Source organism: Kitasatospora sp. NPDC051984 (genome assembly GCF_044593455.1).
Lineage (GTDB): Bacteria > Actinomycetota > Actinomycetes > Streptomycetales > Streptomycetaceae > Kitasatospora.
Window position 1 is genome coordinate 565234 of record NZ_JBIUCB010000002.1, and the last position, 12692, is coordinate 577925.

The 12692-nt window shown below is 70.8% G+C and carries 14 protein-coding genes; 11 read left to right on the plus strand and 3 right to left on the minus strand.

Annotation, left to right across the window (positions count from 1 at the left end):
* Window positions 1-154 precede the first annotated feature (154 nt).
* On the minus strand, window positions 155-733 hold the full coding sequence (locus tag ACIHEI_RS06345) for a TetR/AcrR family transcriptional regulator (RefSeq protein ID WP_396605836.1): 579 nt from the start codon (window positions 731-733) through the stop codon (window positions 155-157).
* A 90-nt stretch (window positions 734-823) separates the two neighbouring features.
* On the opposite strand from ACIHEI_RS06345, the gene ACIHEI_RS06350 reads away from it, so the two are divergent.
* The 7 genes from ACIHEI_RS06350 (at window position 824) to ACIHEI_RS06380 (ending at window position 8076) form a co-directional block, all read left to right on the plus strand.
* The gene (locus ACIHEI_RS06350; protein WP_396605837.1) at window positions 824-1060 is read left to right on the plus strand and encodes a hypothetical protein; all 237 of its coding nucleotides are present in this window, start codon (window positions 824-826) and stop codon (window positions 1058-1060) included.
* A 130-nt stretch (window positions 1061-1190) separates the two neighbouring features.
* Window positions 1191-3047: a protein kinase gene (locus ACIHEI_RS06355; RefSeq protein WP_396605838.1), complete on the plus strand. Its 1857-nt coding sequence runs from the start codon at window positions 1191-1193 to the stop codon at window positions 3045-3047.
* A 189-nt stretch (window positions 3048-3236) separates the two neighbouring features.
* The gene (locus ACIHEI_RS06360) at window positions 3237-3665 is read left to right on the plus strand and encodes a nitroreductase family deazaflavin-dependent oxidoreductase (protein ID WP_387858719.1); all 429 of its coding nucleotides are present in this window, start codon (window positions 3237-3239) and stop codon (window positions 3663-3665) included.
* A 3-nt stretch (window positions 3666-3668) separates the two neighbouring features.
* Window positions 3669-3983 (plus strand): alcohol dehydrogenase catalytic domain-containing protein, encoded by a 315-nt coding sequence (locus ACIHEI_RS06365; RefSeq protein WP_396605839.1) that lies wholly within the window; start codon window positions 3669-3671, stop codon window positions 3981-3983.
* A 69-nt stretch (window positions 3984-4052) separates the two neighbouring features.
* Window positions 4053-4295, plus strand: a complete 243-nt coding sequence (locus ACIHEI_RS06370) for a hypothetical protein (RefSeq protein ID WP_396605840.1) — start codon at window positions 4053-4055, stop codon at window positions 4293-4295.
* 156 nt (window positions 4296-4451) lie between these two features.
* Window positions 4452-5687, plus strand: a complete 1236-nt coding sequence (locus ACIHEI_RS06375) for a low temperature requirement protein A (RefSeq protein WP_396605841.1) — start codon at window positions 4452-4454, stop codon at window positions 5685-5687.
* A 1135-nt stretch (window positions 5688-6822) separates the two neighbouring features.
* On the plus strand, window positions 6823-8076 hold the full coding sequence (locus ACIHEI_RS06380; RefSeq protein ID WP_396605842.1) for a tyrosine-type recombinase/integrase: 1254 nt from the start codon (window positions 6823-6825) through the stop codon (window positions 8074-8076).
* Between the two features lie 369 nt (window positions 8077-8445).
* Here the strand turns inward: ACIHEI_RS06380 and ACIHEI_RS06385 are convergent, their stop codons facing one another.
* Window positions 8446-8859, minus strand: coding sequence for a hypothetical protein (locus tag ACIHEI_RS06385; protein WP_396605843.1), 414 nt, complete (start codon window positions 8857-8859; stop codon window positions 8446-8448).
* Between the two features lie 136 nt (window positions 8860-8995).
* Complete coding sequence (locus ACIHEI_RS06390; protein ID WP_396605844.1) at window positions 8996-9592, minus strand: restriction endonuclease; 597 nt, start codon at window positions 9590-9592, stop codon at window positions 8996-8998.
* A gap of 745 nt (window positions 9593-10337) precedes the next feature.
* On the opposite strand from ACIHEI_RS06390, the gene ACIHEI_RS06395 reads away from it, so the two are divergent.
* The 4 genes from ACIHEI_RS06395 to ACIHEI_RS06410 all read left to right on the plus strand — a co-directional run bounded on the left by ACIHEI_RS06395 (window position 10338) and on the right by ACIHEI_RS06410 (window position 12310).
* Window positions 10338-10544 (plus strand): hypothetical protein, encoded by a 207-nt coding sequence (locus tag ACIHEI_RS06395; protein WP_396605845.1) that lies wholly within the window; start codon window positions 10338-10340, stop codon window positions 10542-10544.
* A 53-nt stretch (window positions 10545-10597) separates the two neighbouring features.
* Complete coding sequence (locus ACIHEI_RS06400) at window positions 10598-11287, plus strand: restriction endonuclease (RefSeq protein WP_396605846.1); 690 nt, start codon at window positions 10598-10600, stop codon at window positions 11285-11287.
* A complete protein-coding gene (locus ACIHEI_RS06405) occupies window positions 11277-11972 on the plus strand; it encodes a restriction endonuclease (RefSeq protein WP_396605847.1) in 696 nt (231 codons plus the stop codon). Before ACIHEI_RS06400 ends, ACIHEI_RS06405 begins: the two co-directional genes overlap by 11 nt.
* A gap of 104 nt (window positions 11973-12076) precedes the next feature.
* Window positions 12077-12310 (plus strand): hypothetical protein, encoded by a 234-nt coding sequence (locus ACIHEI_RS06410; protein WP_396605848.1) that lies wholly within the window; start codon window positions 12077-12079, stop codon window positions 12308-12310.
* Window positions 12311-12692: the final 382 nt, after the last annotated feature.

Genomic DNA, 12692 nt, shown 5'->3' on the forward strand with positions numbered 1-12692 from the left:
ACCACCGGCACCACCCGCATCTCCTGAGCCCAGCTCACGCTGGCCGTCGGCAAGCCGGAATCCAACCGCGCCGCCGCCCGCGAGGCAATCGAGCGCGCGGCCGCCGCCGGCGACCTGTGGCAGCGGTCAGGTTTCGAAGGTGCCGCGCGCGGCGTTACGGGTAGACCGCGTCGAGCAGGTCGCGGACGAAACGGTCCAGGTCGTCCAGGCCGGCGGCGGCAAGGGTGTGGGGGCCGGCGTCGAGCAGGTGCGGGATGGCGGCCTGCAGGGCGAGGGTGACGGTGGCGGACCGTTGCGGGGTGACGGGCAGGCCGGCCATGTGCTGGGCATGCCCGAAGAGGGCGAAGTCGGCGGCGGAGATCGGGTCCAGGATCGCCGACAGCCAGGTCCGGCGGGCGGCCTCGGCCTGGAGTTCGAGGCAGGCGAGCATTCTGGCGCGGCCCGGTCCGGCGACGTTCTCCAACAGGCCTCTGATCATGGCCACCAGGCCCTCGCGGTCACTGAGTCCCGGGCCGGCGGCGGCGAGCTGCTCGGCGATCATGCGGTACTGCTCGACGCACCGTTCGGCGACCGTGCCCAGCAGAGCGTCCCGCGTCGGGAAGTAGTTCTTGGTGGTACCCGACGGCACCCCGGCGGCCGCGTCAACGGCCCGATGCGTCAGCCCGCGCCCGCCCGCCTCGGCCAGCACCTCGATGGCCGCATCGCGCAACAGGTCTCTTCGCTCATGGTTCATCGTCAACTTCGCTTTCTCAATGCCTACTTGAATGTATCACCCCAGCCGTGGTACCACATGTGTGGTGGTGATTTTCCGAGGGGGAAGTCGATGGCCAAGTTCTGTGGACACTGTGGTGAGTGCGGATTCAAGACTGGATGGACCACTGAAGCTACTGCGGCGCAGCAGCTGCTCGATCACTATGCCCGGCGGCACCCGCGCGTCGAACCGGGCGGTGTCACTCAGATCAAGCCCGGGAACCCGGAAGGGCTGGGGTGCTTTGCCTGGGTCGTCATCCTGATCGTCGCGTTCCTCGCCCTCGCCATGTGCGCGCGCAACGGCGGTTGAGCATCTGCGTGCCGTGTTGAGGCCGGGCTGCCGGATCGTCCCGCCGCCCACCGGGCCGGGGAACACTGATGGCAGGACGTGACATGCTACTGACAGCCGGTTGGGGCCGGGTATCGCGAAGGGGCGGGACATGACTGGTCGGGGGGCGGTGCTCGGAGGTCGCTACACGCTGACCGAGCGGATCGGCGGCGGCGGCATGGGTGCCGTCTGGCGCGCCGACGACGGGGTGCTGAGGCGGCAGGTGGCGGTCAAGGTCCTGCACGCGGAGCTGTTGGAGAAGGGGACGTTCGCCCGGCGCTTCCGGCGCGAGGCCCAACTGCTCGCGGCGATCAGCCACCCGGGCATCGTGGACGTCTACGACTACGGGGAGAGCAGCGGCAAGGCGGAGGGCGAGCGCATCGCGTACATCGTGATGGAGCTCGTCGACGGGCGGCCGTTGGACAAGGTCCTCGCCGAGGACGGCCCGATGCCGCCCGAGCGGGTGCTGAGCATGATCGCCACGGCTCTCGACGCGCTGCAGGCCGCGCACCGGCAGGAGATCGTGCATCGGGACGTCAAGCCGTCCAACCTGATGGTCGGGGCCGACGGCCGGGTGACGGTGACGGACTTCGGCATCGCACGGGCGCTGGTGAGCACCACGCTCACGGCGACCAACGTGGTGATCGGCACCGCGCTGTACATGGCCCCCGAGCAGGCCGGCGGCGGCGCCGTCACGGCGGCCTCGGACCTCTACTCGATCGGCGTGGTCTGCTACGAACTGCTCACCGGCACACCGCCGTTCACCGGCGAGAGCGTGGTCGAGGTCGCGCTCAAGCACGTCCAGCAGCCCGCGCCGGAGCTGCCGGAGGAGTTCCCGCCGGCGGTGCGGGAGTTCGTGGCGCGGGCGCTGGCCAAGCAACCCGGGGACCGGTTCGCCGACGCCGCGGCGATGGCGGCCGCAGCGCGGGCCGCGGTCGGTGACCGGTCGGTGCCGGTCGCCGCAGTGGTGCGGGCCGTTCCGCCCGCCGTCGCCGCGGCCGGGGCCCGGGCCGGGAACTCGTCGGTCGAGATCGCCCTGGTGGCGCCCCGGAGCGCCGCCGAGCCCGGCACGAGGCGGCCGTGGCGCCGCTTCCTGGTGCCCGTCGTCGTCCCGGTGATCATCACCACCGGCGCCGGCACGGTCCTGCTGGTCGACCGGGTCCCGTTCCAGTCGCGGGGCGAGGCCCCCGGCGCGCAGCCCGCCGTCTCCGTGTCCGCCGCCGCGATCACCGGCTCGCCGACACCGAGCACGCCGCCGGGCGGCGAGACGACGCCGGGCACCCTGCCGTCGGCCCCGTCCGAGTCCACCCCGGCGCCGGACCTAGGCGGCGGGTCGGCGGGCGGTGGCGGCAAAAGCATCGGAGGTGGCGGCAGTAGCGGCGGTGGAGGTGGCGGGAGTACCGGCGGTGGCGGGAGTACCGGCGGTGGCGGGAGTACCGGCGGTGGAGGCGGAGGTGGCGGTGGCGGGGCCGCGCCCAACCAGCAGACCCCGCCGCATCCGGCTCCCGGTGCGACCACGGCCAAGCCGCCCGCCTCGACCGTGCCGGCCGGGTGCGGCGGCGCGAACTGGGGCGCCATCGTCAACGTGGCCGACGGTCAGAAGCTCGGCCTGGCCACCGACAGCCCGTCGGCGGGCGCTGCGGCCGTCATGGGCGGGACGACCGCCTACGGCTGGGTCCGCTCGGCGCCGGACCCCGGCGGCTGGTACCAGATCCATCCGTGCAACCTGAGCGGTCCGGCCCTCGTCCAGGGCGAGAGCGACGGGGGCTGGCCCGCCCAGAACCGGAAGGTGCAACTCTCGTCGGGCTTCAGCTTCATGACGACCTGGTCGGTGGTCACGGCGAGCACCTCGGGCGCCTACTACCTCCAGGCAGGAGACACCTGCCTGACCAACAACGGCCCGGGCAAGCAGGTCACCATGACCGCCTGCACCCCGGCCAACAAGTTCCAGGAATGGCGGATCCCCTAGCCTGCGCGTTTCCTTCGGGGTCGCGTCCGGACCGGTCGTCGGCGGCCGGCCTGAGGGTCCGGTGACCCGGCACCCGGCCCGGTGGGGCCGCGATGCCCCCGGCCGTGCGAATCACCTCGATCCGGTGATGCCCGCTCACCTCGCCGGTGGTAGGGCTCAGTGACCATACCTCCCGGACAGGAGTCGGACATGAGTGAAGCACTCGACTGGAACGCGAAGACCATCGCGGAGTTCCGGGCGAACGAGGGACGGGTCGGCGGGGTCTTCGAGGGCGCTCCGCTGGTCCTGGTGCACCACCGCGGCCGCAAGAGCGGGCGGGAGTACGTCAACCCGATGATGTACCTCCCGCACGAGACCGAGCCGGACGTCGTCTACGTCTTCGCGACCAACGGCGGAGCCCCCACCGATCCGGACTGGTACCGCAACCTGGCTGCAGCCGGCACCGGCAGCGTCGAACGCGGAACCGAGACGTACCGGGCGACCGTCCGCGAGTTGACCGGCGCCGAACGCGACCGGGTCTACGCCGAACAGGCCCGGCGCTACCCGGGCTTCGCCGACTACGCACAGCGGACGGAAGGCATTCGCACCATCCCCGTGCTCGAACTCCGGCGGGCGTGACTCATGTCCACGGCGGTCAGGTACGACGGGTTCGGCGGGATCGACGTGCTGCGGGTCGAAGAGGTGGAGCGCCCGGTGCCCGCGGCCGGTCAGGTCCTGGTCCGGGTGAAGGCCGCCGGCATCAACCCGAGCGAAGCGGCCATCCGCAGGGGGGCGGTGGCAGACATCTTCCCGTCCACGTTCCCGTCCGGGCAGGGCAGCGACCTCGCCGGCGTCATCAAGGAGATCGGCCCCAGGGCCGGCGGGTTCCGGCCTGGTGACGAGGTGATCGGGTTCAGCAACGAGCGGGCCTCCCAGGCCGAGCTGGTCCTGGTCTAGACCGGCAACCTCACACGCAAGCCGGAGCAGGTCCCCTGGGAGGTCGCCGGCGGCCTGTACGTCGCCGGTGTGACCGCGTGGGGTGCGGTGCACGCAGTCCGCCCCGGGGCGGGCGAGACCGTCATGGTCTCCGGAGCGGCCGGCGGAGTCGGCTCGCTCGCCGTCCAGCTCGCCCGCCGCACCGGGGCCACCGTCATCGGCCTGGCGAGCGAGCGGAACCACCACTGGCTGCGCAGCCGCGGCGTGATCCCGCTCGCCTACGGTGACGGCGTCGCGGACCGGATCACACCGGCGCCGAGCGCGCGATCATGATGGCCGCCGTCCGCTGTCTCGACGAATTCGTCAAGCAGGACGGCGCGCGGTACTTCACCGAACGCCGCCCGATGGTCGACTGAACTGGGACCCGCCCGAGCGCACCCTGATCCGTGCAACCACCCGGCCCACGCCAGCCAGGGAGCCGATCATCCGATGAGCGACGACAGCACCCAGGACCGGGCCGGGTGGCCGATGCTCCGGCGGCTGGGCCGCCGGCTCTGGCAGCCGCCGCGCCCCCACGGTGAGCAGCCGCGCGAACGTGTCGTCGGCCCCCTGGAGCTCTTCTACGACCTGGTCGTGGTCACCCTGGTCACCCAGGCCGCCCATCACCTCGCGGGGAAGCTCACCTGGAGCGGCATCGGCGAGTACGCCGCGGTGTTCGGGCTGATCTGGATCGCCTGGGTCAACGGGAGCCTCCACCACGAACTCCACGGCCGCGAAGACGCCCGTGCCCGCAGCACCTTCTTGCTGCAGATCCTCATCCTCGTCCCCCTGGGCGCCGCCGTCCCCGAGGCCGACGGTGCGCGGGGAGCCGCCTTCGCCGTCACGGCCGGCGTCCTGTTCGCTGTACTCGCCCTGCTGTGGCTGCTGGCCTCCCGCGGCGACCAGCCCGAATTCCACCGGCCCAGCCGGCTGTTCGTCACCGGAACGGTCCTGTGTGCCGCCGCCCTCGGGACGAGCGCGCTGCTCTCCGCCACCGCCCGCGTCTGGGCGTGGGGACTGCTCGACCTGACCTACCTGGCCGGCTTCGCCGCCGTGACCGTGTGGGCGACGCCGCGCGAGACGGCAGCGCGCACCGTCACGGACGCACTGATCGAACGATTCGGGCTGCTCATCATCATCGTGCTCGGCGAGACCGTGACCGGCGTGGTCAGCGGGCTCGCGGCCGAGCCGGTCGACGCGCTCACGCTGACCGTCGCGCTGATCGCCGTCGTCGTCGGCTTCGGCGCCTGGTGGACGTACTTCGACTTCGTCGGCCGCCGGCAGCCGCGCCGGACCCCGGCGGCCACGGTGGAGTGGATGCTGGCGCACCTGCCGCTCACGGCCGCGGTCGCCGCCATGGGCGCGGCGATGGTCAGCCTGGTCGAGCACGCCCACGCCGCCCGCACCCCTGCCGCCACGGCCTGGGTGCTGTGCGGCGGCGCGGCCGTCGTGCTGGTCTGCACCATGCTTGTCGCCGCGACCCTCCAGGTCTGGCACGCCAAGCGGGAGCTCTACCTCGCGCTGTCCCGGACCTGCGCGGCGGCCGCCCTCGCCTGCCTCGCACTCGCCGCGGCGCAGCCGTCGCCGCCCGCGCTGGGCCTCGTCCTCGTCCTGATCTTCGCGATCCCGTGGGGGCTCGCCGTCACCTACCGCCTGCGCCGCCAGGAGAGAGCCGCCCGGGAATAGACCCCTCCAGGCGGTGAAGTACCGCGGCGGCCGCGCGCCGGCCGCCTCAAGTCCGGGCGCCCCTGGGCCCTGTCGCTAAAGAACAGAGTTCTGCCGGTCGCGGTCCACTACCGGACCTACCTCACGATGCGCCGGCTCGCGAATCAACGGCATCGCCTGGACCCTCGACACCGCCGACCGCGAAGAACTCGGCACCCCCGTCTGCCACGCCAGCCGTCCCACACACCAGCACCCGCGCCCCCACCGGCCACGCCCCGCCAACCGCACCCCGCGCACCGACGACCCCGCCGAGGACTGGCCAATGTGGCCAGGCGACCACCATGCGACCACCAGCTGACCCCGCAACAGAAAGAGCCGGCACCTGGTTTCCCAAGTACCGGCTCTCACAACCGACTTCACAGTCGGGACGAAGGATTTGAACCTGCGACCCCTTGACCCCCAGCAGGAATGGTTCCTCTATTCCTGCCTGAAATGTGCTCACACACACGTCGTACGTGTGCAGATGAGAACGTTTCGCGCACCTCGTGCGGAAGCGCGTATGACGCGTGGTCCCCAGCTGGTCCCCAGGTCGGGGACTTGACGGAAGGTCCGAGTGGCGTTCATGCCTCCAGAGTAGCGCCACTCCTACCGTGCATCCAGCGATTCCCGCGGATCTCCCAGAGAGTCATCAGACGGGGCCCCTGAGCGTCCAATCGAAATCAATCTGATCCAGGCCAAAATCCAGTCAGAAAATCGCCACCTTAAATCCCGCCCTCACCCATTTCTCTGCGGGCTGGCGGAATTCTCGGCGCTCGCCGTGACGCACTCCGAGGATCGATTCGAGGCTCGCCGCCACCGCACTGCGCGTGCTCCGGGTTGTACGAGCCCAACAACCCACGGCCAACCGGCAGACCGCCTTCTCCTGGTCCCGCCGCCGCTCTTCGAAACGGCGCCCCCGTGCGGGCCGACGCTGCGCGATCAAGCTGCCTTACCCATCGAACGTGCTCCGTGACCACCCTCGCGGCGTGTCGCCAGCGCGCGTCCTGGCCGGTCGATCTTGTCTGTGCTCCGCGCCCCGCCCCGCACGCTCTGCCGCCACACCCATCACTCCCGCGACTCTGGACACGCCATCACCACTTGGCTCGAGGAGGAGCCCATGGCGCAGTGTCCCAAGCGTGGTCGGGTGTACCGCAGGTGTGGGTGCAAGGACGGCACCAGCGGGAAGCAGTTGGGTTCGTGGTGTCCGCGGCTGGCCGCCGATACCGCGCACGGGCGGTGGACGTATGCGGTGGATCTGGCGCGGGAGGACGGCAAGCGTAGGACTCGGCGACGGGGCGGGTTCGCCAGCCGGGCGGAGGCGGCCCGGGAGATGGCGCGGGTGCTGGATGCCGAGTACCGGGGCGTGTACGAGGACCGGACGCTTCGTGTCGGGCTGTTCCTGTACGAATGGCTGGAGGCGAAGCGGCCGGCGCTGGCCCCGAACACCTGGGCCGGCTACCGGGCTTGCATCGAACGCGACCTCGTCCCCGCGTTCGGCGGCATGCTGCTCCTCGACCTCCGCCCGAAGCACATCGACGCCTGGGTGAGCGCGCAGCTCGCCGCCGGCCGCGGGCGCACCACCGTCCACCACGCGGTGGCCATGCTGCGCAACGCCCTGAACCACGCGGTACGGACGTGGCGGCTGCGCTACAACCCGGCCAAGCACTCCGTCCCGCCCAAGCCCCGCGCCGCGGTGCGCACTTGCTGGACTCCCGACCAGGCGGCGGCGTTCCTCCGCCACAACGCGGAGCACTACGCGGACCGGCTCACCGACCTGTTCGAGGTCATGCTAGGCACCGGGATGCGCCGCGGCGAGGTCCTCGCCCTGCACTGGTCCGACGTCCACCTCATGGACCGCAAGCTCTACGTCCGCTGGACACTGACCGCCGTGAACAACGGGAAGATCCACCTCGGCGAACCCAAGACCGAAGCCAGCCGCACATGGATCAGCCTCTCTCCTCGAGTGATGGCCGCCCTCCACCGCCAGGCCGCCATCCAAATGGCGGCCCATCCCAACAGCCGGTTGGAGGGCCTGGTCTTCGCCCGCCCAGACGGAGAGCCCCTTCGGCCCCAGTGGGTCCTCGACCAACTCCGCAAACGCACTGCCGAACTCGACCTGCCGAAGATCGGCCTGCACGACCTGCGCCACACTGCAGCCAGCATCATGATCGCCGCAGGCATCCCCCTCGCCGTCGTCTCAAAAACCCTGTGCCACTCCAATCTCGCCATCACCGTCGACCTCTACGGCCACCTCCTCAAAGACTCCGCCGACGAAGCCGTCAAGGCGCTCGCCATTGCCCTCGACCGGGCGGATGCCCAGTACGCCAACATCGACTCCACCGCGATCCCCAGCACCTGCCTCGCCGCATAGATCCGGAACCTGGTAGCACCCGACCGAAGTGCGTGGAACTCCTGGACCACGCACTTGCTCAGGGCATTCCCGCGTTGGGGACTGCCCTGTGCTTCGGCGGTGAGAGCGGTGCCCGGCAGCCGCGGGTCAGTACCGAATGCCTGGTCGGTGGGAGTCGCAGAACCAGCCACCGGGGTACAGGCGCGCGCCCGGCACGCCGCACGGGGTCCTGCCCGCGGAGCAGTAACCGGCGCGCACCGATCATCGGTGCGCGCCGGGGCCGGCACGCTCACGGCGACGACTGCGCAGTACGCCTCGCCGGTGTCCTTCCGCGGCATGGGTTCGAAGTCGGGCCCGCGCCGGTCTTCCCGCACCCGGATGCACTCCACATCACGCAGACCCGTCGATGACTTCCGCTCGCGCGGAACTGTCGGTGTCGACCAGTGCCCCGCCGTTCGAGACGAACACCTTCCGGTCTTTCTCCGGTGCCCAGAAGCGGAGCAGGCCGCCGGGTGTGGTCTTGAGGGTGATCGGGACGTAGAGGCCGCCGGCGATGCGGCGGACCATGTCGTCAATCTGCGGCACCTGGATGTCCCAGCTCGGGTGCCATTGGTAGCAGCGGCCGATCTTCTCGACGGGGCACAGAAGCGGGTTGGTGTGGTCGCACTTCTTCAGGTTGAGGGTGCGTACGCCGCCTCGGACGAGCAGGTCGCGGTCCTCGCGGATGGCTCGGGCCGGAAGGTTGTCGGTACGCGCCCAGTGGACCTGGTCGATGAGGGGAGCCTTCGGGTCGACGGTTGCCACACTGCGGTGATGCCGTCTTCCTTGGCGACTCTGTCTCGTTGACGCGCGGCCTGGACGGAGATGTACGACAGCTGGGGCTCACCCCGGCATCCGGGCACTCGGGATGTCCGGGGGCTTCCTTGCCGGGTCTCGGCTGTCAGGTGTACCGTCCCGGCCCGGGGTCGATGTCGAGGACCCGGTAGAGGTGCTGGCCGGCGCCCCAGCGGGCGAGGCGTTCGCGGTCGACGAGGTGAAGGCGCTGCCTCGTGGCGAAGGCGGCAGCGGGTTCGGTGAAGCCGTTGAGCGCCACAACGACCGGGACCGCGGCGCCGTGGACCGGCCGGGCGGTGCCGTTGAACCTCTGGACGGCCTCCGAACCCAGCGGAGCCGAGTATCGCTTGCACTGCAGCACCACCCTCCGTCCCAGACCGTCCACGGCGACGACGTCGGCACCGAAATCCCCGGCGCCGCCGACTCGTACGGCGTCGATGAACCCGTCGCGTTCCAGCAGTTCGCGGCACATCTCCTCGAAGCGGGTCGGTGAGGCGGCCTCGAACGCCTCCAGGGTGTGGTCGAGGGAGCGCCGGGTGTAGGACGCGTCGGGTTCTGCGGGCCTCGCCTGACGCACCGGCCGATGGGCCCACTGCTCGATGCGACTGGTGAGGAACGCCGCAGCTCTGGTACGGGCGAGCGTGAATCGCGTGGCGATGCCGGCGCGGACCAGGGCCCACAGCGGTTGCAGGAATCGGCGCACCGGTGGACCGAGGGCGGTATGTCGAAGTGCCGCACGTAGGGCGACGACTACCGCGGCTGCGCCGCCGAGTGCCGCCGTGGCGGCCAGCGGATGGCCCCACAGCCAGGCCGCTGTTTGCACGACGGCGCCGAGCGCAAAGAAGCCCATCAGGAGCGCAAGACCGCTGTCACTGTCGTCGTCGACGCCCGTACCGTCCTGGCGCCGCGAGCGTCCTTCGCCGGAAGTCACACCTGTCACCGTTTCCTTCCCGTCCGACGAGAGGGTAGAGCCCGGCCGTAGTGCCGGTTCACGCTTCTGATGAATCTCCGCGATTCGACGGCCTGTTCGCGGCTTTGACGGGCCGACAGGGGACGTGCGGCCGCTGACCGGCCCGTGGCGCGAACGCCCTCGTTCTGCGCCCCCGGCGTACGCCACCGGTTTTCGCCAGATGCATTGACGACGCCAGCGCACCGCCGGGGCCGGGCATTCGTCCAGCTGACAGATGGTTCATAGGGTGAAGGCCGTACCTGCGGCCGTCTCGTTCCTCACGGGCGCCACTGTGTTCGAGCGTGACCACGGCCTGGGCCAAGGCCGTCAACAGGCCCTACCGGGGAGGCCTGGATCGGCGCGAGGTCCGTGTCCGAATCCCGTTGCGGCTTGTGATCGATTGTCGACGTTCCGTCAGTTCGTGTCGGAAGGCGCTGCTACATCAGAGGGCGGAACGGGCCGCGAGGAGCGGCCCGCCGACGGGAGGGGAGCCCATCCGATGCCGGTGCCCGAGGGATACCACGTCGTCCGCAGCCACATCCGCCGCAACCCGCGGCCGAGCGCGAAGAAGATGAGCGGCTGGTCGATCGTCGGCGTCTGCGCGCTGGTGTGGCTGTGGAGTCACTTCATCGGCTTCGGCGACTCCGGCGCGGCCACGCCGAACAGTCCGGCGCCGACGGCCACCTCCGCCCCGGCCGCGCGCTGATGTCCCGCAAGCGACGCCGGTGGCCACGTCGGCCCCGGGGAGCCATCGAGCACATGGCGGCCGGTGTCACCGCCCTGGCGGTGGCCACGCTGCTCGCCCAGGCCGCGACCGCCGGCGCCCGGGCCGCCGCCCGGCACTGGCCCGTCCTCGTCGTTCTTGCCGCCACTGCCGTCGTCGGCGCAGCGGTGTGGTGGGTGCGGCGCCACTCCGCCGATCGGGCCCGCGCGACGCGACTGGCCGGTCTGCGGCTGCCCCTGAGCGGCATCGACGCGCTGGACGACCAGGAGTTCGAGTTCGCGTTGCGGGATCTGCTGGTCCGCGACGGCTGGACGGCACGGCAGGTCGGCCGGCAGGGCGACCAGGCCGCCGACGTGATCGGTCAGCATCCGGCGCTGGGCCGGATCGTGCTGCAGGCGAAACACACCACAGTCGGCGCAAAGGTCGGCTCCCCGGTGATGTACCAGGTCAAGGGCACCGCCAGCCCCGTCCACGGCGCCGACATCGCCGTCGTGGTCACCAACGGCTCCTTCACCCGCGACGCCAAGGCCTGGGGCGACAAGCACCAGGTGCGCTGGGTCGACCGCGACCGGCTCCGCCTGTGGGCCGAGCACGGCGTCGCCCTCCACGAACTGCTACGCCTGCCGACCCGAAGGCCCCAGCGACGAGCCCGCCGCCCCGCAGCCCGGCCGGTCCGGCCCCGGCGCCCTGAGACGACACCGGAGAGGCCGCACAGTGCGCCATGACGGCACATTCGATCCGCTGCTGAAGGCCATCGCCGGGGTGGTACTCGCCATCGCAGTCGCCAAGGTGGTCTGGCAGTGGCTGAGCACCACCTTCTGGCGCTGGCTCAGCGTGGACGTCTGGGGCTGGATCACCGATCACCCCTGGTGGTCGACTCTGATCGTGGCCCCGCTCGCGCTGGTCCCCGTCGTGCTCGCGGCCCGCCTCCTCACCCCACGCGGGTACGTCCGCTACGTGGACGACGACTTCGACGACGAGGTCCCGGCCATCCTGACGTACGGGATCCACCACCTGGACGCGATGGAGGCCACGGAGTTCGAGCGGGCGTGCGCCGCCCTGCTCGCCCGCGACGGCTTCACCCGGGTCCAGCACTCAGGCCGCGCCGGGGACCTCGGCGCGGACGTCATCGCCTGGGACCACCTCGGCCGCAAGGTGGTCGTGCAGTGCAAGCACTACGGCAAACCGGTCGGCTCCAGGGATGTCCAGACCTTCAACGGCACCGCCCGACCCGAACACCACGCCGACGTACCCGTCATGATCGGACTCAACGGCTTCACCCGGGACGCCCGCGCCTTCGCCGCCCGCCACGACCTCATCCTCGTGAACCGGCAGATCCTTCGCGACTGGGCCCAGGGCACCCACCTCTACGACGCCATCGACGACGAAGCGGACCGCGCCGCCGCCTGAGCACCCTCCAGCAACCTGGCGGCGAGGAAGGGGGAGCTCATGGTCAACACGTACGCCGGCTATAAGGCGTACATGGAGAGGGACTTGATCCCCGCGTTCGGGCGTTGCCGGCTTCTGGACCTGCGGCCGAAGCAGATCGAGGCAGGAATGGCTGCGCAGTCGTCTCCAAGACCCTGCGCCACGCCACCCTCGCGACCACCATCAACCTCTACGGCAACCCTTTCAAGGACTCCGCCGACCAGGCCGTCAAGGCACTCTCCACCGCCCTCGACCACGCGGACTCCCGTCGCTCCAGCAGGCCGAGCGCTGCTGTCGGCGATCTCCAGCGCGCGGCCTGAGCGGGCGCCCTGCACATCGTTGGATCCCCACGTGAGACTCCGCGTGCCGGCCCCGACTGTCGGTGAGGGGTGCCAGCCGGTCGCCACTGCGCATTGCCACCCTCCGCCATTTCCGCGGGTGTCGGACCGGCAGCCGTGAACCTCCGCTCCCGGGTTCGGACTCGCGCTGCATCCGGATACTCTGGATGTTCCGAAGCGCTGGCGCAGTTCCCGCATGGTGTTTGCGACCTTCGTGACCTCAATGGGCGATCTCTTCCACGCTCGGGTGCCGTTGTCGCTCGTCCGGGATGTCTTCCAGGTGTCGCCGAGACTCCTCAGCACACCTGCCAGGTGCCGACGGAGCATCAGTACCGCTTCGACGGGTCGCCGACCGGTTGGACTT

Excerpts from the sequence above, each read along its gene's own strand:
- ACIHEI_RS06345 (WP_396605836.1), bottom strand. The coding sequence starts at position 733 with ATGAACCATGAGCGAAGAGACCTGTTGCGCGATGCGGCCATCGAGGTG.
- ACIHEI_RS06350 (WP_396605837.1), top strand. The coding sequence starts at position 824 with ATGGCCAAGTTCTGTGGACACTGTGGTGAGTGCGGATTCAAGACTGGA.
- ACIHEI_RS06355 (WP_396605838.1), top strand. The coding sequence starts at position 1,191 with ATGACTGGTCGGGGGGCGGTGCTCGGAGGTCGCTACACGCTGACCGAG.
- ACIHEI_RS06360 (WP_387858719.1), top strand. The coding sequence starts at position 3,237 with ATGAGTGAAGCACTCGACTGGAACGCGAAGACCATCGCGGAGTTCCGG.
- ACIHEI_RS06365 (WP_396605839.1), top strand. The coding sequence starts at position 3,669 with ATGTCCACGGCGGTCAGGTACGACGGGTTCGGCGGGATCGACGTGCTG.
- ACIHEI_RS06375 (WP_396605841.1), top strand. The coding sequence starts at position 4,452 with ATGAGCGACGACAGCACCCAGGACCGGGCCGGGTGGCCGATGCTCCGG.
- ACIHEI_RS06380 (WP_396605842.1), top strand. The coding sequence starts at position 6,823 with ATGGCGCAGTGTCCCAAGCGTGGTCGGGTGTACCGCAGGTGTGGGTGC.
- ACIHEI_RS06395 (WP_396605845.1), top strand. The coding sequence starts at position 10,338 with ATGCCGGTGCCCGAGGGATACCACGTCGTCCGCAGCCACATCCGCCGC.
- ACIHEI_RS06400 (WP_396605846.1), top strand. The coding sequence starts at position 10,598 with ATGGCGGCCGGTGTCACCGCCCTGGCGGTGGCCACGCTGCTCGCCCAG.